Origin of the sequence: Kribbella sp. CA-293567 (genome assembly GCF_027627575.1) — a bacterium.
Lineage (GTDB): Bacteria > Actinomycetota > Actinomycetes > Propionibacteriales > Kribbellaceae > Kribbella.
In genome coordinates, this window is sequence record NZ_CP114065.1 from 6,527,241 (window position 1) to 6,551,392 (window position 24,152).

Consider the following 24,152-nt stretch of genomic DNA (forward strand, 5'->3'; position numbering starts at 1 on the left):
GGATCCGGCAGCTCAGACCAGGCGGCGGTCGGTGGCCCAGCGGGTCAGTTCGTGGCGGTTGGAGAGCTGGAGCTTGCGGAGTACCGAGGAGACGTGGGTCTCGACGGTCTTCACCGAGATGAACAGCTCACGGGCCACTTCCTTGTACGCGTAGCCGCGGGCGATCAGCCGGAGTACCTCGCGTTCGCGCTGGGAGAGCCGGTCCAGGTCCTCGTCGACCGAGGCGATGTCGATCGCGCCGGAGAAGGCGTCCAGGACGAAACCGGCCAGCCGGGGCGAGAAGACGGCGTCGCCGTCGGCAACCCGGCCGATCGCGTCGACCAGTTCGGTCCCGGAGATGTTCTTGGTGACGTAGCCGCGGGCGCCGGCCCGGATCACGCCGATCACGTCCTCGGCCGCGTCGGAGACCGACAGCGCCAGGAACTTGATCTCCGGGTGCCGCTGGTGCACCTGCTTCATCACCTCGATCCCACCGCCGCCGGGCAGGTGGACGTCGAGCAGCACCACGTCCGGTTCGGCCGCGACGATCGCCTTCACCGCCGACTCCACGTCGGCGCCCTCGCCGACGATCTCGACCGAGGCGCCGATCTCGCTGCGCACGCCTGACCGGAACATGTCGTGGTCGTCGATGACCACCACTCGCCTCTGCGTCATCTGTCCATCTCCAGTCGCACTTCGGTGCCTGTCTCCGGGTTCGACCGCACCGTTGCGCGGCCGCCGTGCCGTTCCATCCTGCCCATCACGCTGTGCCGCAGCCCCAGCCGGTCCTCCGGTACCCCGTCGGTGTCGAAGCCGTTGCCGCGGTCCCGGACGAACATCTCGGCCCGGTCCCCGTCCACCTCCACGAACACGTCGATCTTGTCAGCTCCGGAGTGTTTCGCGGCGTTCACCATCGACTCGCGCGCCGCCCGGACCATCGCCGACAGTTCCTCGGTCAGGTCGCAGTCGCCGACGGTCACCACCTCGACCGGTACGCCGTGGGAGTCCTCCACCTCGGCGGCAGCCCGCTTGGTGGCCCCGGCCAGGGTCTGGTCGGTCTTGTCGTCCTCGTCGTACAGCCAGGACCGCAGGTCGCGCTCCTGCGCCCGGGCCAGCCGTACGACGGCCCGCGGGTCGCTCGCCTGCTTCTGGATCAGCGCCAACGTCTGCAGGACCGAGTCGTGCAGGTGCGCGGCCATGTCGGCCCGCTCCTGCGACCGGATCCGCTCACCACGCTCGTTGTTGAGGTCGCGGCTGAGCCGGTGCACCCACGGTCCCGCGATGACGCCGATGCCGACCACCGCGAGCAGCAGCGCGACCAGGACGTCGCCGACCATCGAGAGCCGGCCGTTCTGCACCAGGAACACGGTGATCGCGGTCCCGATCAGAACCAGCCCGACCACCACCCGGATGACCGACTTCCAGGCCCCCTTGCCGAACAACGCGCCGAGCGTCGGGGTCTTGCCGATCCATGCGTTGCGCTGGCCCTCGTCGGCCTGCCGCCAGATCAGCGCCAGACCGGTACCGGCGAACACCAGCGGCCAGAACATCTTGCCGGCCACCCCGAGGCCGGCCACGTTGAGCAGCAGCAGTACGCCGACGGCCACCACGGCGAGCGCGGTCAGCTGACCGCGGCTCTTCTCCTTGCGGCGTTCCTTCTTCTCGGAGGCGAGCGGTGGCACCGGTGTCTCCGGCCGCATGCCGGCCCGGGCCGCCGCGGCCAGGCCCGGCGCGTTGGGACCGGTAGGCACCTCCAGCGGCATCAGGAACCACAGCGCCGCATAGATCAGTACGCCGAAGCCGCCGAACACCGTCGTACCGATGAAGAACAGCCGTACCACGGTGTCGGAGACGTTCAGGTGGTCGGCGATACCACCCGCCACCCCACTCAGCACCCGGCTGTCGGTACGCCGGTACGCGCGCCGCACCGGCGGCGGCTCGTTCCCGGGCGGAGGCTGGGCACCGGGCCCCCCGTACGGCGCGCCGTACTGCGGTCCCTGGGCGTACGAACCACCGACCGGACCCCCGGTCGTCGGGGACCCGCCCGGAGGCGCGGTGGCAGCTGGTTGTGTCATCACCACGATCGTCACATGCCGGCAGGCCCCGCACCAGCAGGCTTCTCCCCGGCTGACTCCTCAGCCTGCGCCACCGGCGGTCAGGGTCGCCCCGGGGAGAACCCCTAGCCGAGTGGGGCCGACCGGCGACCCGGGGTCGGCAAAGGGGGATCCCCGATGTCGCCGTGGCCCGGGAGGGGCCAGTATCGATGGCATGGACCAGAACTCGAGCGGGGGAATCGACCGCGACCAGCTCAAGAACGTGCAGAGCTGGCGCCGCAGCCGGTCCGACCGGATGCTCGCCGGCGTCTGCGGCGGGATCGGCCGGGCGCTGAACGTCGACCCGGTACTCATCCGGGTGGTGATGGCGGTCCTGGTGCTGAGCGGCCCCGGCCTCATCTTCTACCCGGCCGCCTGGGTGCTGATGCCCGACGAGGGCAGCGACCGCTCTGCCGCCCAGGGCGTGCTCGGTGACCGGGTCCGGGCCGACCACCCGTGGCTGTGGCCGGTGGTGATCGGCGTCTGCGTGTTCAGCGCCATCGCGGTGATGTCGTCCTTCGACTTCGGCAAGCTGGTTCCCGCGCCACTGGTGGTGCTCGGGCTGCTGTGGCTGATCTTCCGCCGGAAGGGCCACAAGCAGGGCGGCAGCGGTCACTTCGGGGTCGGCCAGTGGGGCCACCCCAGCATCCAGCAGGCCCAGGACAGCGCCCAGCGATCCGTCGACCGGGCCATGCGCAGCGCCGGCTTCACCAGGACCGGCACGCCGCCCGCCGGCGCCCAGTACGGCGTTCCCGCTCCGAGCGCTCCCAGCAGCCCGGCCGCCGAGCAGCGCCGCCCTCAGGACCGCGTGTCCGCCCCGGTCCACCCGGCCAACCCGGTCTGGACCGAGGACGACCCGCTGGGCCTGTACGTCGACGAGCCGCCGGCCCGCGCCACCGCGGCCACCCGGACGCCCGCGGCACCGCCGGTCAAGGGCTACCGCGGCGTGAAGCCGATGATCACCCTGCTGACCGGCCTGGCCCTGGCCGTCGCCTGGCTGACGAGCGGACAGTTGACGCTGACGCTGGTGATCGGACTGGCCACTCTCGGCCTGGGCATGCTGCTCGGGGGCTTCGTGGGCAAGACCCTCGGATTGCTGCCGCTCGGCATCCTGCTGGCGGCCGGCGCCGCGGCGAGCATGGTCTTCCCGACTGTCCCCCGCGACATCGCCGAGGTGAACTTCGTGGCCACCGCCAACAACACGATCGACCCGACCAACACGACGTACAAGTTCGACGCCGGCTCGGTGAAGCTCGACCTGACCAAGGCGAAGTTCGCTCCCGGTGCCAAGGTGACCATCGACGGCGGCGTCGGCGAGGTCGTCGTCAAGCTGCCGCCGGACGTCGACGTGACCGGTAGCCTGGCCGCCGACACCGGGCAGGTGGACGCGTTCAACCGGACCTCCGGCGGGCATCCCGCGAAGCTGTCCGTGGCCGACCTGGGCGCCAACGGTTCCCCCGGACCGCAGTCCCTCGTCCTGGACCTGCATCTCAAGCTGGGCAGCATCGAGGTGGTGCGCTGATGCGGAAGATCAAGCCGGACGTCCCGGGCGTCATCGCCGGCACCGTCCTGTCCGGGAGCGCCACTATCTGGTTCCTGAACGACCACGGCGTGGTCCGGACCGACGATCTGGGCGTCTCCGCGGCGCTGCTGCTGGTCGCCGCCGGCATCCTCGGCCTGGTCGCGTCACACCGCGGCTGACGGTTGTCTCACACCCGGCCGGTGGGTCACTGAGCTAGTCTTGTTGACCGCTCGGTCAACCGGTTCACCGGTGACCGGACGCCCGAGGGGCCTGGTGAGTGGGCTCCGTTGAAGGTCAACAGGAGTTGTGATGGTGCGCGGCACCGTGAAGTGGTTCAACGCCGACAAGGGCTACGGCTTCCTCGCCGTCGACGGTCAGGACGACGTCTTCGTGCACTGGAGCAAGATCGTCACCGACGGCTACAAGACGCTCGAGGACGGGCAGCAGGTCGAGTTCCAGGTGGTGGACGGACCGAAGGGCCGCGAGGCCGACGCGGTGAAGACGCTCTGACAGCTATCGGCTGAGCCCGAAAGCGCCCGCACACCGGCGTACCCGGCGGTGGTCCCGAGATCTTGACCTGGCCTCCCGAGGCAGTTCTACTTTCGGACAAGACCGTTATTACTCCCGCCCTGGAGGCAGCTCCATGCGATCTGCGCGCGCTCTCCTGACAACGGCTCTGATCTTCCTGCTGCTGACGCCCCTCTCCGCGGCCGAAGCAGGCCATCCTCCGCCCGAGCCGCCGGTCGCGGTGCCGCTGGGGATGCCGCTGTCCGACGTCCTGCTGATCGGCGGCACCGTGGCCCCCGGCCCCGACGCCGGCAAAGCCGCCATCTGGAACGTGTCGACGGGCAAACCGGGGTATCTGAACGCGATCGACCCGGCCACCGGAGCGAGCCTGGTCTCCGCCCCGCTCACCGGCGCCGACTCCGGGTACGCCGTAACGGCCACCCCGGACGGCACGATCTACGTGGGCACCTACAACAACGGGCACCTCTACCGCTGGCGGCCGGACAGCGGCAACACCGTCGAGGACCTCGGCCGCCCGATCGCCACCGAAGGGTTCATCTGGCGCCTGACCTCCGACGAGCAGGGCAACATCTACGGCGGCACCTACCCGGGCGGCAAGATCTTCCGGTACGACGCCGTCACCGGCGCCATCCGCGACTACGGCCAGATCGTCGCCGGCCAGCCGTACCTGAAGAGCATCGACTACGCGAACGGCAAGGTCTACGCCGGCACCAACCCCGACGCGCACCTCGCCGAGCTCGACCCGGTCACCGGCGTGGTGACCGAGATCCCTACCCCACCAGGCTTCCCCGACATCCGGAACGTCGCCGTCTACGACCTCAACGCGCGGGCCGGCCGGCTCTACGCGCGCTTCAGTACGGCGTACCCGGGGCCGACCTTCGTCTGGGACCTCGCCACCCGCGCGTGGGTCGACGAGATCCCGGCCACGCACGGCCTGGACGTCTCGCCGGCCGGTGACGACGGCGAGCTCTACCTGATCCAGCAGAGCGAACTCAAGCGGTACGACCCGTCGACGAAGGCGCTGACCGGCACCGGCCTCACCTTCACCGGCCGGATCCAGAACACCCGCGCGATCGGCTGGGCCGAGCTCGGCCTGCCCGACTACCCGGGCAAGAGCATTGTCGGCACGCTGTGGCGAGGCGAACTGTTCCGCTACAACCCGCAGACCGGCAAGTCCGAGATCATCCAGTCCGGCGTCCGCCGGGAGCCGATCGAGATCCTCTCGATCGCCGGCGGCAAGCGCGCGGCGTACGCCGGTGGCTTCCTGAACGGCGGCGTCTCGCTGGTCGACACCAGCACCGGGGCGGCGACCTTCAACCGGTTCTCCCAGACCGAGGCGATCCTGGAGGCCTCCGACGGCCGGGTCTGGCTCGGCAACTACCCCGAAGCGCGGGTCTACTCCTACGATCCCGCCCAGCCGTGGAGCAGCCCGGAGTACTCCCCCGGACCACCCGGTACGCCGGACAACCCGAAGCTGCGAGTGAACCTCAAGACCGACCTGCAGATGCGGGCCCGCGCCCTGGTCGAGGTGGACGGCAAGATCGCCATCGGCACCGTCCCGGAGGGCGATCGGCTCGGCGGCGCACTGGCGATCCACGATCCCGCCACCGGCAGCACGCAGACCTTCCGCAACGTCGTGCAGGACCAGAGCGTCTTCGGCCTCGCCGCCGACCGCGGCATCGTCTACGGCGGCACCTCGATCACCGGCGGCCTGAGCACCACTCCGCCCACCCGGACCGAGGGCACCGTCTTCGCCTGGGACGTCCGGCGGGCTCGCAAGCTCTGGGAGACGCCGATCGCCGGTGCCGGCACGGTCAGCTCGGTCGCGATCGGTCCCGACGGCCTCCTCTGGGGCGTGGCCGGCAAGACGGTCTTCGCCGTCGACACTCTTCGCGGCCGCCTCAAGCGCCGCTTCGACGTGGGCACCACGACGGCGGGCGGGGACATCGTCGCCACCCGCGACGCCCTGTACGCCGGGATCGACGGCAATCGGATCTACCGGCTCGACCCGTGGCAGCGGAAGACTCCTCCGGTGTTCCTCGTCCACCCGAACCGCCGGCTCGCCGTCCATGGCAACCAGTTGCTGGTGACGTCGGGCGCCCGCCTTTTCGCCGTCGGCCTAACTCATTGACAGCGGAAATTCCTTCCCAGTAGTTTCGGTCTGGACCGTTATTAGAAGGGGTCCGATGAAAACCACCGCCAGCCGTATCCTCGCGCCGTTCGCGGCGTTCGCCGTGGCCGCCTCACTCACCGCCTGCGGCGGCTCCGACGAGCCGTCGTCGTCCTCCGCCGGCACCGTCACCGCCTGGATCTATCCGGTGATCGCCGACGACAAGGCCGGTACCGCGTACTGGGGCCAGATCGAGAAGGACTTCGAGGCGGCCAACGCCGGCACGGACCTCAAGATCGAGCTGCAGCCCTGGCTGAACCGGGACGAGAAGCTGGCCACCGCGTTCTCCGGCGGCAAGGGCCCGGACGTGGTGCTGCTGAACCCCGACCAGGTCCCGCAGTACGTGCGGAACGGGTCGCTTGCCCCGGTCGACAAGGTGGTCGAGCCGGCCAAGGACAAGTTCCTGCCGGGCGCGGTCAAGGCGCTGACCGTCGACGGCAAGGCTTACGCCGCGCCGATCTATCACACCGTCACCACGACGATGTACAACAAAAAGCTGCTCGACCAGGCCGGCATCACGACGCCGCCGCAGACCTGGGACGAGATCAAGGCCGCCGCGCCGAAGCTGAAGGCGGCCGGTGTCGCGACCCTCGACTACTCGGCCTCGCCGACCGCGACCCTGAACCTGAACTTCTACCCGCTGCTCTGGCAGGCCGGCGGCCGGGTCTTCAGCGAGGACGGCAAGAAGGCGGCCTTCAACCAGGCCCCCGGCGTCGAGGCACTGACCTTCCTGACCAGCCTGTACTCCGAGGGCGCGATCCCGAAGGCCGCGCTGACCAACGGCAACGTGATCGCCGACCAGCCGCTGGGCAAGCAGCAGGTCGCGATGGGCTTCACCAACACGCCCGCGGACGCCAAGACGGTCGCCACCACCTGGGGCGCGGGCAACGTCATCATCGGGCTGCCGTTGAAGGGCGAGAAGCAGGTCGGCTTCGGGCTGCCCGGTGGCCTCAGCGTGAACGCCGCGTCGAAGAACCTCGCCGGCGCGGAGAAGTTCCTCTCCTTCATGATCGACCCTCAGCAGGTCGTCAGCCTCGGCTCGGCGTCCGGCTTCCTGTCGCCGCGGACCGACGCGAAGGTGCCGGCCAAGGACGCCGAGGCGGAGAAGTTCGCCGCCGCCCTCGAGTACGCCTATCCGGGTGAGCCGAACCCGGCCGCCCGGCAGGTGATGTCGTTGCTCGCGGTGGAACTGCAGGCCGCGCTGACCGGCAAGAAGACGCCGCAGCAGGCCCTGGACGACGCGGCCAAGCAGGCCGACGACCTGCTGGCACGCCAGAGATGAGCTCGTGGGGAGGTCGCGCGGCAATCACGGAGGGAGGCCGCGCGGCCTCCCCACCGGACCAGGCGACAGGACCGGCAGCGCGGGCGGCGCGCCGGGACCTGTCGCCGTGGCGACGTCGCCGGTCGTTGGCAGGCCTGCTGTTCGTGGCGCCCATGCTGGTGCTGTTCGTCGTCTTCCGGTTCGTCCCGGTGGTGGGCGCGTTCCTGCTCTCACTGACCGACTACCGGCTCAGCGGCCAGTGGGATTTCGTTGCCGTTGACAACTACTCGCGGCTGCTCGGCGACGAGCTGTTCCACCGGAGCCTGCTGGTCACCCTTACCTACACGGCCATCTTCGTCCCGCTGATCGTGCTGCTCTCCCTCGGTACCGCGCTGCTGCTGCAGCAGGTGGTCTGGAACCGCGGCTTCTTCCGCGGTGTCTTCTTCCTGCCCTACGTCACCAGCATCGTGCTCGCGGCGGTGGTCTGGAAGTGGATCTACAACGCCGAGGACGGGTTGCTCAACGGGGTACTGGGGTGGCTCTCCCTCGGTCCGTTCGACTTCCTCGGCACCGCCGGCTCGGTGTTGCCGTCGATCGCGGTGATGTCGGCCTGGCGGGGCTTCGGCTACTCGATGCTGATCCTGCTGGCCGGGTTGCAGGCCGTGCCACGGTCCTATCTGGAAGCCGCGATGATCGACGGCGCCGGCCGCTGGCAGCGGTTCCGCTACATCGTCCTGCCGCAGTTGCGGCCGGTGCTGTTCTTCGTGCTGGTGATCGAGACGATCGGGGCGTTCCAGGTCTTCGACGCGATGTACGTGATGACCGCCGGCGGGCCGATCCGGGGCAGCTACTCGCTGGTGTACTTCCTCTACGACTCCGGCTTCAAGTTCTTCGACTTCGGCTACGCGAGTGCGATCGGGCTGGTGCTGTTCCTGATCGTGCTGGTCGTCTCGCTGGTCCAGCGCCGGCTGGTCGGAAGGGACGACTGATGCGCTCCGCCGTACACCCGGCCCGGCTGACGCTGCCGACCCTGCTCACGCTGACCGCGATCGTGACGATCGTGCCGTTCGCCGCGATGGTGCTGGTCGCCTTCGCGCCGCCGAGCGGCCAGACCTTTCCGGGCGCGCTCGACCCGACCCGCTGGACGCTGCAGAACTTCTCCACCGTGCTGTCCAGCTCGGACATCGTCCGCTGGACGCTCAACTCGCTGGCCTACTCGCTGATCTCGGTGTTCTTCATCCTGCTGTTCGCCGCGATGGCCGGTTACGCCTTCGCGAAGAAGCGGTTCCCGGGCCGGGAGCTGATGTTCTGGGCCTTTCTGGCGACGCTGATGGTGCCGTTCCAGGCGACCCTGATCCCGTCGTACATCCTGGTCTCGAAGCTCGGCTGGGTGGACGGCTACTGGGGGCTGATCGTGCCCACGCTGGCGAACTCGCAGGCGGTCTTCCTGCTGCGCCAGTTCATCAGCCAGTTGCCCGACGAGCTGTTCGAGGCAGCCGAGATCGACGGCGCCTCCGAGTGGCGGACGTTCACCACGATCGTGCTGCCGCTGGTCCGGCCGGTGCTGGCGACGCTCGGCATCTTCGTCTTCCTCTGGCACTGGAACGACTTCCTCTGGCCGCTGGTGATCGGCCAGTCGGCGCAGATGCAGACGCTGACCGTCGGCCTGGCGAGTCTGCAGAGCGAGGCCGTCCCGATCAACCAGGTGATGGCCGGCGCGACCATCACCGTCGTCCCGAGCCTGCTCGTCTTCGGGCTGCTGCAGCGCTACCTGACCGACAGCATCGCGATGTCAGGCCTCAAAGCCTAGAGATTGCCGAACGCCTCGATCGCCCTCAGCGCATCGGCCTGTGACATCCCCGGCGGCTGGATCCGCAGCACGATGCCGTCGGCCCCCATTTCCTCGTAGTGCTGGATCCGCTCGGCGCACTCGGCCGGTGAGCCGATCACGCCGCGGTCGGCGATGTCGTCCCAGCCCTGGGTGTACCGCGCGGCGTCGGCGGAGGTGCGCTTCCAGCCGGTGTAGGCGTCGTACAGGTCGCGTAGCGGCTCCTCCAGCACCTTGCGGGCGTCCTGCGAGGTCGGCGCCGCGTAGCCCTCACGACACAGGATGACCTCGGCGCCGAGCGTGCCCGCACCCCGGGGATACGACCGGTACTCCGCGATCTTCGCCGGCAGGTCGGCATCGAGCTCGTTGAACGACGTGGTCCAGCCGTCGCACATCCGGGCGGTGCGTTCGAGCATCGCCGAGACGCGGCCACCGTTCCAGATCCGCGGTCGCGGGTTCTGCACCGGCTTGGGCGACAGGAAGGCCTCGCTGATGCTGGTGAACTTGCCGTCGAAGGTGACCTCGTCCTCGGTCCACAGCCGGGTCAGAATGTCCAGGCACTCCTCGAACCGCGCGACCCGCTCGGCCTGCTGCACGCCGTACAGGGCGAACTCCTCCGGCCGGTAGCCGAGCACGAAGCCCGCGGTCAGCCGGCCGCCCGACAGGACGTCGAGGTGGGCGAGCGTCTCGGCCAGCACCACCGGCTGGTAGAGCGGCGCGACGATGCCCGCGGTGGCGATCCCGATCCGCTCGGTCCTGGCCGCCAGCCAGGTCATCGAGGTGAGGATCTCGTGGTAGCCGGGGCGATGCAGGTGCCGCTCGCCGAGCACGACCCACTCGAAACCCGCCTGTTCGGCCAGCCGGGCCTGCTCGACGCCGTCCTCCAGCGAGGGGCGGTCCGCCTCGTCGCCGTACAGGTTGAGATAGAGCCCGAGTCGCATCCCTGCCACCTTTCGGTCCATTGACATCCACCGTGCTGGGTAATTACGGTCTTGACCGTAAGTCCTTTTGTCTCGTTGCGCGACCCCAAGGAGCAGATTCGTGAGTGTCGCACCGCAGCCTCTTGAGCTGCCGGCCGCCGCGGCCGCCGGAGTCATCGCCCAGATCAGGACCCAGGTGGTGCGCGCGGCGTACCGGCGGCCGTTCCGGATCAGCAGTGGCGTGAGCACCGAACTGGTCAGCCTGGTGGTGGAGGTCGAAACGACCGAAGGGCTCGTCGGGGTCGGCGAGACGTCACCGATGACGGCGTACACGGGTGAGACGCTGGCCGGCGTCCGGGCGGCGATCGAGGAGCACCTGGTCCCGGCCCTGATCGGCCACGACCCGCTCGACCGGGCCGGCGCCCACCTGCTGATGGACACCGCGCTGCGCGGTCAGCACGTGGCCAAGTCGGGGATCGACATCGCCCTGCACGACCTGGCCGGGCTGCTGAGCGGCTGGCCGGTCCACGTCCTGCTCGGTGGCAGCATCCGCTCCCGGGTCGAGACGGCGTGGGTGGTCGGGCTCGGCACCCTGGACGAGATGGCGGCCGAGGCAGCGGAGTACGCCGACCGCGGATTCCGGCACCTGAAGGTCAAGGGTGGCAAGGACCCGGCCGCCGACCTCGAACTCGTCCGAGCAGTGCTCGCCGCGCTGCCGCCCGGCGCGGAGCTCTGCCTGGATGCCAACGAGGGGTACGACGCGGCGACCGCGTTGCCGGTGCTGGCCAAGATGGCCGATGCGGGTCTGGCTCTGGTGGAGCAGCCACTGCCGCGATGGGACCTTGCCGGGCTGGTGCGGCTGCGGGAGCGGCTCGACCTGCGGCTGATGGTCGACGAGAGCATGCAGTCGCTGCAGGACGCCCTGGAGATCGTGCGGCGGGGCGCTGCCGACGTACTGAACATCAAGATTCTCAAGGTCGGGGGACTGCACAGGGCGCTGCAGATCGCGCATCTGGCCGAGGCCGCCGGACTGGCGGTGAAGGTCGGATCGATGCCCGAGCTGGGAGTGGCAACGCTCGCCGCAGTACATCTGGCGGCGGCTGTGCCCGGTGCTACCGTTCCGGCCGACCTGGTCGGACCGCTGCTGGTCCGCGAGGAGCCGCTGGCTCCCAAGACCTTCAGCGACGTCAATGGCTGGGTGGAAGTGCCGACCCGGCCCGGACTAGGACACGACCTCTGATGCACGCACTGGTTGAACAGCTCCGCGGCACGCTCCTCCCTGCTGTCGTCACACCGATGGACAGCACCGGCGTCGTCTCGTACGACGCCCTGGAGCCCTATGCGGCTGCCATCGCGGCCGGACCCATCGGCGGGGTGGCCGTCTGGGCTCACACCGGCCGGGGACTGTTCCTGAGCGAGGCGGACCGTGGCAAGGTCATGGCGACCTGGCGAGCCGCCACGAGCGCTCCGCTCGTGGCAGGCGTCGGGGTGCCGCGCAGTGTCGAGCCGGGCAGCTTGAGGGAGGCGGAAGACGCCACTGTGGGAATGGCTGTCAACGCGGCGGGCTTCGGAGCCGATGCGGTGATGGTCTATCCCTTGGCGGCCTATGGCTCACTCCCGGATGGCGAGGCTGCGGCTGTGCGGCTGCACCAGCGGGTGGCGGCCGAGAGCGGGTTGCCGCTGGTCGGCTTCTACCTGCACGGCGGTGCCGGCGGCTATCCGTATCCGCCGTCCCTGATCAAGGAACTCCTGTCACTGCCCGAGATGCTCGGGGTCAAGACGGCGACGCTGGACCAGGCCGTCGCCTGCCAGGACGCGATCTGGGCAGGCCGCGACTCCGGGAAGCTGCTGATCACGGGCGAGGACCGGATGTACGGCCCGTCGATGATGTGGGGAGCGGACACTGCCCTGGTGGGCATTGCTGCCGCCCAGGTCGAGTTGTCGGCCGCAGTACTGCGGGCCTGGACAGCCGGCGACCACGCTGAGTTCCTGAAGGCCTCGGACCGCCTCGACCGCTTCGCCGCCGTCACCTTCTACGACCCGATCGAAGGCTATGTCCAGCGCATGCTCTGGGCCGCCGTCTGGGAAGGCCTGCTCCCCGAGGCTGCTGCTTCCGACCCCTACGGGCCGAGCCTCCCCGCCGCCGAACGCGACCTCGTCATCCGTTGCCTCGAAAGCCTTTGAACAACCGCTCCGCATTGCTCGACAAAACCTGGACCAGCTCTGCCTCGGTGAACCCCGCGTCGCGGATGACACCGAGGGAGATGCACGGGTCGATCAACGTCGAGTCGGTACCGAACAGGAACTGCTCCATCGGTACGCCGATGCTGCGGGCGTAGGCGATCCGGCCGGCGTCCGTCACCGTGCGGCAGTGCTCCAGATAGAGCCGATCGCACTGCACCGCAGCCTTGGCTGCCTCCCGCCACGCGTCACCCCCGGCGTGCCCGGCGATCACCTCGAGGCCGGGCCGCTCCTCCAACAGCTCCGGCAGCAGCGCGACATCCTTGCCCCAGGTGTGAATCAGCAACGGCACCTCCAGCTCGTTCAGCAGGTCGAAGGCCTCGGCCATCAACGGCGACCCGATCCCCACGCCGGGGTACGTGGTGTGGATCTTCGCTCCCACGAACCGTCCGGTGCTGAGGCAGTCCCGCAGATCCTCCGCGCTGCGTTCGAGCCGGTTCGCGTTGACCACCGCGTACCCGTACAGCCGCGGCTGCTCCATCAGCACCTCGGCCAGCTTCGCGTTACCCGCCACCGCGTCGTAGACCACCGCCTCGGCCGCGGACACGATCTGCAGCTCGATCCCGTACCGATCCATCAGTTCGAGGTTGAGCGCCACCCCGCCCACCTCCAGATGGAACGGCCACTCACCCCAGTGCCCGTGCACGTCGATGATCCGCATCTACTCCCCCAACAGCTCTCGAACGTTGCCCCCGGCAATCAAGGCCCGGTCGCCGGCGCCGATCCGCGCGTACCGCAGGCGCAGCGTCTGCGGTGAGACGTCCATGAACGGCGTCCGCGAGCCGAACACCAGATGCCGGGCGCCCACCCGCTCCACCACCCGCTCGATCCCGTCCGGACTCGACAACATCCGGGTGGTCGCCCGGAACCCCGGCTCCCGCTCGGCCATCACCAGGAAGTCACCCAGCAGATAGACGTGCAGATCCAGGAAGACGACCTCGGCCCCGCGCCCCGCCAGCACGTCCCCGAACTTGCGCGGATCGCCGTCCTGCAGCAACACCATCCCCCGCGCCACCACTTCGCCCACCACGTGCCGGTATCCCGGCGTGTCCCCCAGCACTCCTTGCTGCACGGTGAACAACCGGACGAACTTGATGCCCTGCGCAACCATCTGGTCCAGCTGCTCGACAGCGGTCAACGGATCCCGCAGATCCACAGTGCCCACCGGAACCAGCCGGACGTCGTTGTTGGTGGTGCCGTTCGACGAGCCTTGCGTGGCACTCGCCGCGAAGGTCTCCGCGTTGCCGGCCCGATCCGAGAACAGCGCGCCACGAGTGGAGACCGCCAACGCGTTGCGGACCTGATGCCGAGCCAGCCGAGCCGTCACCCCGGCCAGATCCGAATCGTCCGGATGGCTGGGCCAGGCCCCGAACAGGACGTCGACGTCGTACTCGACGTCTTCCTCGGCGGACCGAGTCAGCCACTCATCCATCGGCGTGCACCTTCCGGATCGCGCGGGCGATGTCATCGACATCCGTCGTCGTGTAGGCCTCGTTCCAGGGCAACACTACGAGGGTCCGGTCGATCAGCTCTTCGGCGTTCGGGCACAGGCCGACCGGATACGCCCGGTCCAACGGATACCGCGAAGTTCCGTACACCGGCGCGCCGGCGAAGACCGGATTGGCATACAGCAATCGCTCCAAGTACCCGGCGGAGGCAGGAACACCTTCAGCAGTGAGCCGATCCGCCCATCTCCGATTGCCCCCGGCCACGATCAGCGGAAACAGCCAGAACGCATGCCCGGCGAGGGACGGCAACCCGACCCCGAGGTCCCGCAGCGCGTCAACCAGCTCTCCCGCCGCCTCCTGCCGCCGCTTCACCACTCCAGCGACCTTGCCCAGCTGTGCCCGCGCGACCGCGGCGACCAGTTCCGTCATCCGGTAGTTCAGCCCGAGCACGAGATGCTTCCGCCCACCTGAGCGATCCCACCCCTTGTCCATGAACAGCCGCATCCGCGACTCCAATTCCGCGTCAGCGGTCACGGCCAGCCCACCGTCCCCAGCCGTGATGTGCTTGTACTGCTGCAGGCTGAAACAGGCGATGTCGCCGAACGTGCCGAGCAGCTCCCCCGAGGCCGTCGTCCCCAGCCAGGCCTGGGCACAGTCCTCGATCAGCACCAGCCCGTGCCGGTCAGCCACGGCACGCAAGCCCACCACGTCCGCGGGCGCACCGAACAGATGCACCACGACGATCGCCCGGGTCCGGGCCGTGACCGCCGCCTCCACCGCTACCGGATCGAGGTTCCCCGTCACCGGATCCACATCGGCGAACACCGGTACGCCGTTCTGCGCCAGGACCGGCGCCACCGTGCCGAAGTCCGAGATCGGCGTCGTGATCACCTCGTCACCAGGCTCGAACCGAACCGCCGCCATCGCGAGATGCAAAGCCGCCGTACCGGAGCTGCACGCCATCGCCGGCCGTCCGTACAGCGCTGCCATCTCGTCTTCCAGCGCCCGCGCCTCGCCGCCGAAGGTGCTGCACAACACCGCCGAGTCGAGCACCCGCAGGACGGCGGCCCGTTCCTCCGCGCCGATGGTTCGCCCGGCCGGTTCGAGCACCCCGGGCAGCGGCGTACGGCGTACTGGCGCTCCGGACATGAGCGGCTCCCCGGGATTGCAGCAGTTTAGGTCTTGACCGAAACCTAGGAGACGGCGTCAGATGGCGTCAAGAGTTGCCCCACCTTCGGCAGACAGTGCGCTATTGTGCCGATTTGAGGGCCGGACCAGATTTTCGGACCAGATTTTCGGGGATCCAACGAGGGGTGCACCGCAGTGATCAGCGTCGGGATCATCGGTCCGGAGGACCTGGTCCAGCGCGTCCTCGCGGTCGGCACCGCGAACAATCCGGCCACCCTGGTCCCGCTGCCCTACCGGCACGAGACCGAGGCCGTCCAGCTGGTCGAGCAGGTCCACGAGCAGGTGGACGCGATCCTCTTCACCGGCGTCGTCCCGTTCACGATCGCCACCGAGGCCGGCGTCATCGACCGCCCGGCGATGTACGTCTCGTACGACGGCGCCACCCTGCTGCGCGCGCTGGTCGAACTGCTCCGCCTCGGCCACGACGTCACCCGGCTGTCGATCGACACCCTGCGCCGGACGGAGGTGATCGAGACGCTGATCGAGGCCAAGCTGCCCACCGACGACATCCACGTGCTGCCGTACCGCGCCGGCCTGACCTCCGACGACATCGTCGCCTTCCACCGCAGCGTGCACGAGCAGCACGACACCAAGGTCGCGATCAGTTGCCTCGGCTCGGCGTTCCACCTGCTGGAGAACGAGATGCCCTCGGTGCGCCTGGCGCCCTCGCGGTACTCGATCCAGCACACCCTGCAAGCCCTCGTACTCACCACCACCGGCCAGCACGTCGGCGATGCCCAGGTAGCGCTCGGCATCGTCGAGCTTCCGCAGCCGGACGACGCGCTGGCCCGCGACCTGATCACGCTTGGCGGCAGCCTCGCGGTCCTGCCGGACGGCCGGAACCTCGTCGTCACCACCCGCGGCCTGCTCGAGCAAGCCACCGAACAGTTCAGCCGGATGCCGTTGCTCGACGCGCTGGCCGCGCGCCACCCGACCGCCCGCGTCGGCTTCGGAGTCGGCCGTACTGCGGCCGAGGCCGAGGCGCTGGCCCGCCGCGCGGTCAGCCGCGCGGCGTCGATGGGCCCGGTGGCCGGGGTGGTCTCGATGTCGGACGACGTCGAGATCGTGATCGAGCCCTCCAGCGAGCGCGACCAGCCCGTCACCGACCGGGCGCCCGAATCCCTGCCGCTGCTGGCCCGCCGGGTCGGCCTCAACACCCAGACCCTGTCCCGGATGCGCGAACTGGTCGCCACCCTCCCCGACGGCCTCACCACCCAGGACGTCGCCGAGCACCTGGCGGTCCAGCTGCGGACGGCCCGCCGCGTCCTCAAGCGCCTCGAACGCGCCGGCCTGGCCGACCCGATCGGCAGTCAGCAACACGGCCGCACCGGCCGGCCACCAACGGTCTATCTGATCCGGCTCTGAGGTTCGATGACGGCTCGCCCCAGGGGTTGATAACCGTGATGCCTGCCGGCGTCCCATCGCTCAGCGCAGCGAGCGCCGCCGGCACCTCCTCCAGGGAGATCCTCCGCGTGATCAACTCGGCGGGGGCGAGGTTGCCGGAGGCAACGAGCCCGAGCATCTCCGGATAGGCATGCGCCGGCATCCCATGACTGCCGAGCCACTCCAGCTCCTGCCAGATCAGGCCGCCGACATCCAACTGCACCCCGGACGGCAGCAGCCCCACCTGCAGATGCCGCCCCCGCGGGCGCAGCGACCGCAACGCGCTCTGCACGATCTCGTTGGAGCCCAGGGCGTCCATCGTCACCTGTGCCCCACCGCCGGTCAGTTCTCGGATCTCGTCAGCGACGGACTCCGACGACAACAGCACCTCGGCAGCGCCGTACGAGCGGGCCAACTCGAGGGCCGCCGGGTTCGTGTCCACAGCGATCACCCGCGCACCGAGCGCCGCAGCGATCATCACCGCCGACAGCCCGATGCCACCGCATCCGAAGACCACCACATTCTCGCCGGCAACGACCCGGCCTACCTGCCGCACAGCCCGGAACGACGTAGCGAACCGGCACCCCAACCCTGCCGCCGTACCGAAGTCGAGCGACTCCGGTAGCCGGACAAGATTCACCGCGGCGAACGGCAGCGCGACGTACTCCGCGAACGAACCCCAGTAGTTGAACCCCGGCTGCAACTGATTCGGGCAGACCTGCTGATTCCCCTGCAAACACTGCTCGCAGGTCCCACAGGCGCAGATGAACGGCGACGTGACCCGATCGCCGACCGCCCAGCCCTCCACGCCCGCGCCCACCGCGGCAATCGTCCCGGCCAGTTCGTGTCCCGGCACATGGGGCAGCACGATGTCGGGATCATGACCCTGCCACCCGTGCCAGTCACTGCGGCACAACCCGGTCGCCGCCACCTGCACGACCACCCCACCAGGCTGGACCGCAGGCTCGGGCACCTCCTGCACCGTCGGCGGTACGCCGTACTGCTCGATCACGATCGCGCGCATCGGGCCATCCTAGCGACCCGGTTTGCATGATCATGCAGGTGAGTGCATACTTATTCTCATGTCCAAGGTCATCACGTCTCTGCCCGTCGGCGAACGCGTCGGCATCGCCTTCTCCGGAGGCCTCGATACGTCGGTCGCGGTCGCCTGGATGCGCGACAAGGGCGCGGTGCCCTGCACCTACACCGCCGACATCGGTCAGTACGACGAGCCCGAGATCGACTCGGTCCCCGGCCGCGCCAAGGCGTACGGCGCCGAGATCTCCCGGCTGGTCGACTGCCGCGCCGCGCTGGTCGAGGAAGGCCTGGCCGCGCTGACCTGCGGCGCGTTCCACATCCGCAGCGGTGGCCGGGCGTACTTCAACACCACCCCGCTGGGCCGCGCGGTCACCGGCACCCTGCTGGTCCGCGCGATGCTCGAGGACGACGTCCAGATCTGGGGCGACGGCTCGACCTTCAAGGGCAACGACATCGAGCGGTTCTACCGCTACGGGCTGCTGACCAACCCGAACCTGCGGATCTACAAGCCGTGGCTCGACGCCGCCTTCGTCACCGAGCTCGGTGGCCGCAAGGAGATGAGCGAGTGGCTGGTCGCACACGAGCTGCCGTACCGCGACAGCACCGAGAAGGCGTACTCGACCGACGCGAACATCTGGGGCGCGACGCACGAGGCGAAGACGCTGGAGCACCTGGACACCGGGATCGAGACGGTCGACCCGATCATGGGCGTCAAGTTCTGGGACCCGAACGTCGAGATCGGCAGCGAGGACGTCACGATCGGCTTCGTCCGGGGCCGGCCGGTGACGATCAACGGCAAGGAGTTCGGCTCCGCGGTCGACCTGGTGCTGGAGGCCAACGCGATCGGCGGCCGGCACGGTCTCGGTATGTCGGACCAGATCGAGAACCGGATCATCGAGGCCAAGAGCCGGGGCATCTACGAAGCACCGGGGATGGCGCTGCTGCACGCGGCGTACGAGCGGCTGGTGAACGCGATCCACAACGAGGACACGATCGCGTCGTACCACAACGAGGGCCGCAAGCTCGGCCGGCTGATGTACGAGGGCCGCTGGCTGGACCCGCAGGCGCTGATGGTGCGCGAGTCGCTGCAGCGCTGGGTCGGCTCGGCGATCACCGGTGAGGTCACGCTGCGGCTGCGGCGCGGCGACGACTACTCGATCATCAACACCACCGGACCGGCCTTCAGCTACCACCCGGACAAGCTGTCGATGGAGCGCACCGAGGACTCCGCCTTCGGCCCGGTCGACCGGATCGGCCAGCTGACCATGCGCAACCTCGACATCGCCGACTCCCGCGCCAAACTGGAGCAGTACGCCGGTCTCGGGATGATCGGCTCGGCCCACGCCGAACTGCTCGGCGCCGACACCACCCTGATCGGTGAGATGACCCAGGGCGGCGCCGACGCGATCGCCTCCCGCGGCGAGATCAACCCCGACGACGAGCTCCTCGACAACGCGGCGATGGAGTTCGGCACCGACTGACCTCAGCAGCACACGAAGGAAACCCCGGACCAGCAGGTCCGGGGTTTCCTTCGTTTACCAGAAGAATCAGCCGCCGGCGACGGCCGGGATGATGGAGACCTGGCCGCCGTCCTTGATCGGCGTCTGCAACCCCTCGGAGAACCGCACGTCGTCGTTGTCGACGTAGATGTTCACGAACCGGCGCAGCTCACCCGACTCGTCGAGCACCCGGCTCCTGATCCCCGGGTACGACGAGTCGAGCGACTCCAGCACCTCGCTCAGCGTGGAACCCTCGACGGAGACCTCGGAGACGCCCTGGGTGTAGGGACGCAAGATGGTCGGGACACGGACACTGACACTCACTGCAGACCAGCCTTCACGAAGGCGTCGTACGACGCGGGGATGGTGACCTTCGGGCCGACCCGGTCGGCCACGGCGTCGAGCGTCTTCAGCCCGTCGCCGGAGTTGATGATCACCGTCTCGGCGTCGGGATCGAGCTGACCGGTCTCGATCAGCTTCTTCAGCGTCGCGACGGTCACCCCGCCCGCCGTCTCGGTGAAGATGCCCTCGGTCCGGGCGAGCAACTGGATGCCCTGGATCACCTCTTCGTCACTGACATCCTCGATCACCCCACCGGTCCGCCGGGCCACGTCCAGCACGTACGGCCCGTCGGCCGGGTTGCCGATCGCCAGCGACTTCGCGATGGTGTCCGGCTTGACCGGCTTCACCACGTCGTGGCCGTCGCGGAACGCCTGCGCCACCGGCGAGCAGCCGGTCGCCTGCGCGCCGTAGATCCTGTAGTCGGTGGCGTCGACCAGGCCCAGCTTGCCGAGCTCGGTGAACCCCTTGTCGATCTTGGTCAGCTGCGAACCGGACGCGACCGGGATCACCACCTGCTGCGGGATCCGCCAGCCGAGCTGCTCGGCGATTTCGTAGGCGAGGGTCTTGGAACCCTCGGAGTAGTACGGCCGGACGTTGACGTTCACGAACGCCCAGCCGTCCTCCTCGCCGGCGATCTCGGAGGCCAGCTTGTTGACGTCGTCGTAGTTGCCCTCGACGGCCACCAGCGTGCCGCCGTACACGGCGGTGGTGATGATCTTGGGGCGCTCCAGGTCCTGCGGCACGAACACGACCGAGCGGATGCCGGCCCGGGCGGCGGCCGCGGCGACCGCGTTGGCCAGGTTGCCGGTGGAGGGGCAGGCGAAGACCTTCATGCCGAGCTCACGGGTGGCGCTCAGGGCGGAGGCGACGACCCGGTCCTTGAAGGAGTGCGTCGGGTTGCCCGAGTCGTCCTTCACCCACAGCTTGCGCAGGCCGAGAGCGCGGGCGAGGTTGCCGGCGTCGATCAGCCGGGTGTAGCCGGGCTCGGTGTTCGGGAAGCTGGCCACGTCGACCGGGACGGGCAGCAGCGGCTGGTAGCGCCAGATGTTCTTGGGGCCGGCTTCGATCTGTGCCCGCGTGATGGTGGGGAACTCGTACCCGACCTCCAGCGGACCGAAGCACTCCATACAGGCGTAGAACGGGCCCAGCTCGGACTTCGCGCCACAGGCACGACAGCTCAGGTGGGTTCCGTTGCCGAAGGCACCTTCACGGATGGTGTGGGTGGTCGGCGCGGTGCTCAGGCTCATGACGGAGTTTTCCCTCCTCATCTTCCCCGCACCGGATCTCGGCACAGGACGGATTTGGCACCGGTCCGCCGCCGAACATCTCGGATCGAGACGCCGAACGGGGAGGGTTGCCGGGACTTCAACGGGCCGTTTCCCTCAGTCCCTCTGGATGAGCACTGCCGAGGTTACCCAACCGGGTCCATATTGTGTCTTGTGATCCCACCATGCGAGACAGCTGATCTCAGCCGAAGTTCACTCCGCCTGCCGCGCCCGGAAGGTCCGCCGGTACTGCGAAGGCGACGTCCGCAACTGCTTGGCGAAGTGGTGCCGGAACGTCACCGGCGTGGCGAAACCGGCGGCCAGCGCGATCTCCTCCACCGGCGCGTCACCGGTCTCCAGCATCGTCAGGGCCGCCTGCAGCCGCTGGGCGATCAGCCACTTGGCGGGCGTCGTACCGGTCGCCCGGACGAAGTGCCGCAGATAGGTCCGGGGCGACAGGCCGGCCTCCCGCGCCAGATCCGGTACGCCGATCGCCTCGGCCAGGTGCTCGAGCGCCCAGCCGAGACTCCGGGCCACCGGCGCGTCGGCGGGCTCCGGCGGCATCGGCGCTTCGATGTACTGCGCCTGGCCACCGGCCCGGTAGGGCTGGATCACCATCCGGCGGGCGACCGCGTTGGCGATCGCCGCGCCGAAGTCCTTCCGGACCAGGTGCATCGCCAGGTCGAGGCCCGCGGCGCAGCCCGCACTGGTGAGCACGTCACCCTCGTCGGTGTAGAGCGGCTCGGGATCGACCAGCACCCGCGGGTAGCGAGTTCGCAGCAGGTCGGCGTACCGCCAGTGGGTGGTTGCTCGCCGCCCGTCGAGCAACCCCGCGGCGGCCAGCGCGAAGGCGCCCGAGCAGATCGACACGATCCGCGCGCCGCGGGCCTGTGCCTCCCGGAGCGCCTCGATCAACTCGGGCGACGTCTCGCCGCGCGGATTCGCGACGCTCGGGATGACGACCGTGTCGGCAGCAGCGAACTCCGTCAGGCCGTGCGGGCTGCTCATCGTCGCGCCCCCGATCACCCGGACCGGCGCCGGCGTCTCGGTACAGACCTTCAGCTCGTACCAGGGATGGTCGATGTCGGGCCAGACCAGCCCGAACACCTCGATCACGATGCCGGCCTCGAACGCCGTCATCCCGTCGTACGCGAGCACTGACACGGTCGGTCGCTGCATATGTCGAAATCTTAGCGGTCATGGTCTTCTTTGCCACTTCTGCGCCCGAGGCAGGACTCGGAGGATGAAGGCATGATCGAGAAACTGAAGGACTTCGCCGCCGGAGTCTCAGCAGCCGCGGCGATCCGGCACGGCGCCGAGCCGCCGGCCCGGGCCCTCAACCAGCGCGCCGGCGCTCCAGCATCCGCATCATCGGAGTCGCCGCGACGCCGTGCACGAGCACGCTCAGCACGATGGTGAATCCCACGGTCGCCCACAGCCAGGAGAGATCTGTGGAGAAGTCGGCGCCGGCGTACGCGAGATAGAAGATCGAGCCGACGCCGCGGACGCCGAATGCCGCGGTCACCCAGCGCTCGGACCGGCGCATCGGCGTACCGGCCAGCGAGAGCCATGCGCTCACCGGCCGCAGCACGAACACCAGCAGCAGCCCGATCGCGACGCCCGACCAGGTCAGCGGTTCGAGCAGCCCACCGGTGATCGCCACGCCGAGGAGCAACAGGATCCCCCAGGTGAGAATGTGCTCGAGTTGCTCGATGAAGCCGTGCAGGTCCTCGTGGAACTCGTGGTCGCGCTCGGACGCCCGCAGCGTCATCGCCCCGACGAACACCGCGACGAACCCGTAGCCGTGCAGCACCTCCGCGAGTCCGTAGACGCCCAGAGTCATGGCCAGCGCCAGCACCGGCTCGCGTGAGTCCGCCAGGCGGAAGGTGCGCGAAGGCGCGGAGAAGGCCATCTTGCCGAGCACCCAGCCGGCCCCGACTCCGATGGCCACTCCGATCACGGTCTTGCCGACCAGATCCCAGGCGAACCACTCCAGCGCCCAGTTGCCCACCGCGCCCTTGGTCGCGGCGAAAACCGCCGCGTAGATGAAGGGGAAGGCGAGACCGTCGTTGAGCCCGGCCTCCGAGGTCAACGCGAACCGCACCTCGTCGTCCTCGTCCGGCTCGGCGCCCTCCCCGGTCGTCGGCCCCTGGACCTGTACGTCGGACGCCAGCACCGGATCGGTAGGCGCCAGTACCGCGCCCAGCAGCAGCGCCGTCGCCGGCGCCAGCCCGAGCAGCCAGCCCACTCCCGCCATCGCGGCGATACAGGCCGGCATGGCGACCAGCAGCAGCCGCCAGGTCACCGCCCATCGCTTCCAGCCGATCGGCCGGTCGATCGCCAGCCCGACACCCATCAGCGCGACCAGAATGGTCAACTCGGCGAGCCGTTCGGTCAACTTCGGCTCGGCGATCGGGCTCATCCGCGACTGATCGACGAACAAGCCGAGCAGCAGCCCCGCAGCCACGAAGGCGATCGGCGCAGAGATCGCATACCGGCGCAGCAGCCGCGGCAGCACGGCCCCCACCAGCAGAGCCGCCCCGGCCACCAGGTACAGCCCGTCCCCATCGATTTTCATAGGCTCATCTTGTGCCCAAGTTCCCCGCTTTCACCCGCGGGCACGGTCAGCGGAGCCGGTGAGTGGCACCCGGGGTGTGAGTAGGCAGGGATTTGCGGGGCCCGTAGCGAGGGTGAGTGATGCCGGCCAGCGCGAGCAGCGCCTGCACGCGGTACCGGTGGCCGCGGTAGGGCTCGATCACCTCGGCGCAGCCGTCGTCGTCCAACTCCTCGCCGGTCAGGGCGTAGGAGACGTTGCGCGAGATGTGGTAGTCGGCGAAGGAGAACGCGTCGGCGTCGCCGTGCGCTCGCTGCCGCACCTCGGCAGCCGTCCACACCCCGACACCGGGCAGGGACCTCAGCCGCCGCTCGATTTCAGCTCCATCGGTCAGCTCAAGCGTCCGCTCCAACGCTGCGGCCCGCGTCGCGGCGGTGATCACCACTCGCGACCGCCGACCCTCCACCCCGGCCCTCAACCACTGCCAGGACGGGATCAGCCGCCACTGCTCAGGTGTCGGCGGCACCATCATCTTCCGGCCGTCAGGCGACCCCGGCCCGGGCGCCGGTTCGCCGTACTCCCGCAGCAGCATCCGCCACCCCGCGAACGCCTCCTTGCCGGTCACCACCTGCTCGATCCCCGCCGCCGCCATCGCCTCGAACACCGCCCGCGTCCGCGGCACCCTGAAATCAGCGAACCGCCGAGCCGCGTCGACCAGCGCCCGGTGCTCCGCCAACGGCTCGAACCCGTCCCAGCTGTCCCCGTCCCCCAACAACTCAGGCACCCCGTCGACCGCCCAAGCAGCCCCCGGCCCCCACGCCTCAGCCTCGACCTCCGCCAACGCGGAGTACGGCGTCAGCCTGATCAGCACCGGCCCCTCCGGCGTCCGAGTA

The 24,152-nt window shown here is 69.3% G+C and carries 23 protein-coding genes and 1 riboswitch; of the genes, 11 read left to right on the top strand and 12 right to left on the bottom strand.

Translation table 11 applies throughout. The features are described from left to right. Positions 1 to 12: 12 nt before the first annotated feature. A complete protein-coding gene (locus tag OX958_RS30220) occupies positions 13 to 654 on the bottom strand; it encodes a response regulator (RefSeq protein ID WP_270133462.1) in 642 nt (213 codons plus the stop codon). Further along, a complete protein-coding gene (locus OX958_RS30225; protein WP_270133463.1) occupies positions 651 to 2,054 on the bottom strand; it encodes an ATP-binding protein in 1,404 nt (467 codons plus the stop codon). The genes OX958_RS30220 and OX958_RS30225 overlap by 4 nt, the downstream gene beginning before the upstream one ends. Positions 2,055 to 2,247: 193 nt before the next feature. On the opposite strand from OX958_RS30225, the gene OX958_RS30230 reads away from it, so the two are divergent. The 7 genes from OX958_RS30230 to OX958_RS30260 all read left to right on the top strand — a co-directional run bounded on the left by OX958_RS30230 (position 2,248) and on the right by OX958_RS30260 (position 9,363). Further along, positions 2,248 to 3,594, top strand: a complete 1,347-nt coding sequence (locus OX958_RS30230; protein WP_270133465.1) for a PspC domain-containing protein — start codon at positions 2,248 to 2,250, stop codon at positions 3,592 to 3,594. After that, positions 3,594 to 3,773, top strand: coding sequence for a hypothetical protein (locus OX958_RS30235; RefSeq protein ID WP_270133466.1), 180 nt, complete (start codon positions 3,594 to 3,596; stop codon positions 3,771 to 3,773). Before OX958_RS30230 ends, OX958_RS30235 begins: the two co-directional genes overlap by 1 nt. A gap of 130 nt (positions 3,774 to 3,903) precedes the next feature. Continuing rightward, positions 3,904 to 4,104, top strand: a complete 201-nt coding sequence (locus OX958_RS30240) for a cold-shock protein (protein WP_270133467.1) — start codon at positions 3,904 to 3,906, stop codon at positions 4,102 to 4,104. A gap of 133 nt (positions 4,105 to 4,237) precedes the next feature. Continuing rightward, on the top strand, positions 4,238 to 6,253 hold the full coding sequence (locus OX958_RS30245; RefSeq protein ID WP_270133469.1) for a hypothetical protein: 2,016 nt from the start codon (positions 4,238 to 4,240) through the stop codon (positions 6,251 to 6,253). A gap of 55 nt (positions 6,254 to 6,308) precedes the next feature. After that, positions 6,309 to 7,574, top strand: a complete 1,266-nt coding sequence (locus tag OX958_RS30250) for an ABC transporter substrate-binding protein (protein ID WP_270133471.1) — start codon at positions 6,309 to 6,311, stop codon at positions 7,572 to 7,574. 152 nt (positions 7,575 to 7,726) lie between these two features. After that, on the top strand, positions 7,727 to 8,542 hold the full coding sequence (locus tag OX958_RS30255) for a carbohydrate ABC transporter permease (RefSeq protein ID WP_270139176.1): 816 nt from the start codon (positions 7,727 to 7,729) through the stop codon (positions 8,540 to 8,542). Next, positions 8,542 to 9,363 carry a carbohydrate ABC transporter permease gene (locus tag OX958_RS30260; protein ID WP_270133472.1) on the top strand — a complete coding sequence of 274 codons (822 nt, stop codon included), beginning with the start codon at positions 8,542 to 8,544 and terminating at the stop codon, positions 9,361 to 9,363. Before OX958_RS30255 ends, OX958_RS30260 begins: the two co-directional genes overlap by 1 nt. Here OX958_RS30260 and OX958_RS30265 read toward each other — a convergent pair. Continuing rightward, on the bottom strand, positions 9,360 to 10,322 hold the full coding sequence (locus OX958_RS30265) for an LLM class flavin-dependent oxidoreductase (RefSeq protein WP_270133474.1): 963 nt from the start codon (positions 10,320 to 10,322) through the stop codon (positions 9,360 to 9,362). The two genes, OX958_RS30260 and OX958_RS30265, sit on opposite strands and share 4 nt — an antisense overlap. A gap of 100 nt (positions 10,323 to 10,422) precedes the next feature. On the opposite strand from OX958_RS30265, the gene OX958_RS30270 reads away from it, so the two are divergent. Both OX958_RS30270 and OX958_RS30275 read left to right on the top strand, forming a co-directional pair. Further along, positions 10,423 to 11,541 carry a mandelate racemase/muconate lactonizing enzyme family protein gene (locus OX958_RS30270; protein ID WP_270133475.1) on the top strand — a complete coding sequence of 373 codons (1,119 nt, stop codon included), beginning with the start codon at positions 10,423 to 10,425 and terminating at the stop codon, positions 11,539 to 11,541. After that, the gene (locus OX958_RS30275; protein ID WP_270133476.1) at positions 11,541 to 12,485 is read left to right on the top strand and encodes a dihydrodipicolinate synthase family protein; all 945 of its coding nucleotides are present in this window, start codon (positions 11,541 to 11,543) and stop codon (positions 12,483 to 12,485) included. Before OX958_RS30270 ends, OX958_RS30275 begins: the two co-directional genes overlap by 1 nt. Here the strand turns inward: OX958_RS30275 and OX958_RS30280 are convergent. The 3 genes from OX958_RS30280 to OX958_RS30290 are packed head-to-tail and all read right to left on the bottom strand — an operon-like array spanning position 12,460 to position 15,139. Next, a complete protein-coding gene (locus OX958_RS30280; protein ID WP_270133477.1) occupies positions 12,460 to 13,203 on the bottom strand; it encodes an amidohydrolase family protein in 744 nt (247 codons plus the stop codon). The two genes, OX958_RS30275 and OX958_RS30280, sit on opposite strands and share 26 nt — an antisense overlap. Next, positions 13,204 to 13,974 carry an amidohydrolase family protein gene (locus tag OX958_RS30285; protein WP_270133485.1) on the bottom strand — a complete coding sequence of 257 codons (771 nt, stop codon included), beginning with the start codon at positions 13,972 to 13,974 and terminating at the stop codon, positions 13,204 to 13,206. Then, the gene (locus tag OX958_RS30290; RefSeq protein WP_270133486.1) at positions 13,967 to 15,139 is read right to left on the bottom strand and encodes a DegT/DnrJ/EryC1/StrS family aminotransferase; all 1,173 of its coding nucleotides are present in this window, start codon (positions 15,137 to 15,139) and stop codon (positions 13,967 to 13,969) included. Before OX958_RS30290 ends, OX958_RS30285 begins: the two co-directional genes overlap by 8 nt. Before the next feature lie 174 nt (positions 15,140 to 15,313). On the opposite strand from OX958_RS30290, the gene OX958_RS30295 reads away from it, so the two are divergent. Further along, positions 15,314 to 16,543 (top strand): helix-turn-helix domain-containing protein, encoded by a 1,230-nt coding sequence (locus OX958_RS30295; RefSeq protein WP_270133487.1) that lies wholly within the window; start codon positions 15,314 to 15,316, stop codon positions 16,541 to 16,543. On the opposite strand, the gene OX958_RS30300 is transcribed toward OX958_RS30295, so the two are convergent. Next, complete coding sequence (locus tag OX958_RS30300) at positions 16,446 to 17,585, bottom strand: zinc-dependent alcohol dehydrogenase family protein (RefSeq protein ID WP_270133488.1); 1,140 nt, start codon at positions 17,583 to 17,585, stop codon at positions 16,446 to 16,448. The genes OX958_RS30295 and OX958_RS30300 overlap by 98 nt on opposite strands. 58 nt (positions 17,586 to 17,643) lie before the next feature. Between OX958_RS30300 and argG the strand changes: the two genes are divergently transcribed. After that, complete coding sequence (argG, locus tag OX958_RS30305) at positions 17,644 to 19,080, top strand: argininosuccinate synthase (RefSeq protein WP_270133490.1); 1,437 nt, start codon at positions 17,644 to 17,646, stop codon at positions 19,078 to 19,080. Between the two features lie 66 nt (positions 19,081 to 19,146). On the opposite strand, the gene OX958_RS30310 is transcribed toward argG, so the two are convergent. The 5 genes from OX958_RS30310 to OX958_RS30330 all read right to left on the bottom strand — a co-directional run bounded on the left by OX958_RS30310 (position 19,147) and on the right by OX958_RS30330 (position 24,130). Next, positions 19,147 to 19,422 (bottom strand): ubiquitin-like small modifier protein 1, encoded by a 276-nt coding sequence (locus OX958_RS30310; RefSeq protein WP_270133492.1) that lies wholly within the window; start codon positions 19,420 to 19,422, stop codon positions 19,147 to 19,149. Beyond that, positions 19,419 to 20,687 carry a threonine synthase gene (gene thrC, locus OX958_RS30315; protein ID WP_270133494.1) on the bottom strand — a complete coding sequence of 423 codons (1,269 nt, stop codon included), beginning with the start codon at positions 20,685 to 20,687 and terminating at the stop codon, positions 19,419 to 19,421. Before thrC ends, OX958_RS30310 begins: the two co-directional genes overlap by 4 nt. Before the next feature lie 14 nt (positions 20,688 to 20,701). Next, positions 20,702 to 20,842, bottom strand: a riboswitch (SAM riboswitch). A 76-nt stretch (positions 20,843 to 20,918) separates the two neighbouring features. Continuing rightward, entirely contained in the window at positions 20,919 to 21,884 is a 966-nt protein-coding gene (locus OX958_RS30320; RefSeq protein ID WP_270133495.1) for a helix-turn-helix domain-containing protein, read from the bottom strand. Positions 21,885 to 22,041: 157 nt separating this feature from the next. After that, complete coding sequence (locus tag OX958_RS30325; RefSeq protein ID WP_270133497.1) at positions 22,042 to 23,283, bottom strand: cation:proton antiporter; 1,242 nt, start codon at positions 23,281 to 23,283, stop codon at positions 22,042 to 22,044. Between the two features lie 46 nt (positions 23,284 to 23,329). Then, a complete protein-coding gene (locus OX958_RS30330; protein ID WP_270133499.1) occupies positions 23,330 to 24,130 on the bottom strand; it encodes a DNA-3-methyladenine glycosylase family protein in 801 nt (266 codons plus the stop codon). Between the last annotated feature and the right edge of the window lie 22 nt (positions 24,131 to 24,152).

Bases quoted from the DNA above. Each gene is read 5' to 3' on its own strand.
- OX958_RS30255 (WP_270139176.1), top strand. From the start codon at position 7,727: ATGCTGGTGCTGTTCGTCGTCTTCCGGTTCGTCCCGGTGGTGGGCGCG.
- OX958_RS30325 (WP_270133497.1), bottom strand. From the start codon at position 23,283: ATGAAAATCGATGGGGACGGGCTGTACCTGGTGGCCGGGGCGGCTCTG.
- OX958_RS30290 (WP_270133486.1), bottom strand. From the start codon at position 15,139: ATGTCCGGAGCGCCAGTACGCCGTACGCCGCTGCCCGGGGTGCTCGAA.
- OX958_RS30280 (WP_270133477.1), bottom strand. From the start codon at position 13,203: ATGCGGATCATCGACGTGCACGGGCACTGGGGTGAGTGGCCGTTCCAT.
- OX958_RS30230 (WP_270133465.1), top strand. From the start codon at position 2,248: ATGGACCAGAACTCGAGCGGGGGAATCGACCGCGACCAGCTCAAGAAC.
- OX958_RS30250 (WP_270133471.1), top strand. From the start codon at position 6,309: ATGAAAACCACCGCCAGCCGTATCCTCGCGCCGTTCGCGGCGTTCGCC.
- OX958_RS30235 (WP_270133466.1), top strand. From the start codon at position 3,594: ATGCGGAAGATCAAGCCGGACGTCCCGGGCGTCATCGCCGGCACCGTC.
- OX958_RS30240 (WP_270133467.1), top strand. From the start codon at position 3,904: ATGGTGCGCGGCACCGTGAAGTGGTTCAACGCCGACAAGGGCTACGGC.
- OX958_RS30265 (WP_270133474.1), bottom strand. From the start codon at position 10,322: ATGCGACTCGGGCTCTATCTCAACCTGTACGGCGACGAGGCGGACCGC.
- OX958_RS30275 (WP_270133476.1), top strand. From the start codon at position 11,541: ATGCACGCACTGGTTGAACAGCTCCGCGGCACGCTCCTCCCTGCTGTC.
- OX958_RS30320 (WP_270133495.1), bottom strand. From the start codon at position 21,884: ATGCAGCGACCGACCGTGTCAGTGCTCGCGTACGACGGGATGACGGCG.
- OX958_RS30220 (WP_270133462.1), bottom strand. From the start codon at position 654: ATGACGCAGAGGCGAGTGGTGGTCATCGACGACCACGACATGTTCCGG.
- OX958_RS30245 (WP_270133469.1), top strand. From the start codon at position 4,238: ATGCGATCTGCGCGCGCTCTCCTGACAACGGCTCTGATCTTCCTGCTG.
- OX958_RS30225 (WP_270133463.1), bottom strand. From the start codon at position 2,054: ATGACACAACCAGCTGCCACCGCGCCTCCGGGCGGGTCCCCGACGACC.
- OX958_RS30285 (WP_270133485.1), bottom strand. From the start codon at position 13,974: ATGGATGAGTGGCTGACTCGGTCCGCCGAGGAAGACGTCGAGTACGAC.
- OX958_RS30300 (WP_270133488.1), bottom strand. From the start codon at position 17,585: ATGCGCGCGATCGTGATCGAGCAGTACGGCGTACCGCCGACGGTGCAG.
- argG (WP_270133490.1), top strand. From the start codon at position 17,644: ATGTCCAAGGTCATCACGTCTCTGCCCGTCGGCGAACGCGTCGGCATC.
- thrC (WP_270133494.1), bottom strand. From the start codon at position 20,687: ATGAGCCTGAGCACCGCGCCGACCACCCACACCATCCGTGAAGGTGCC.
- OX958_RS30260 (WP_270133472.1), top strand. From the start codon at position 8,542: ATGCGCTCCGCCGTACACCCGGCCCGGCTGACGCTGCCGACCCTGCTC.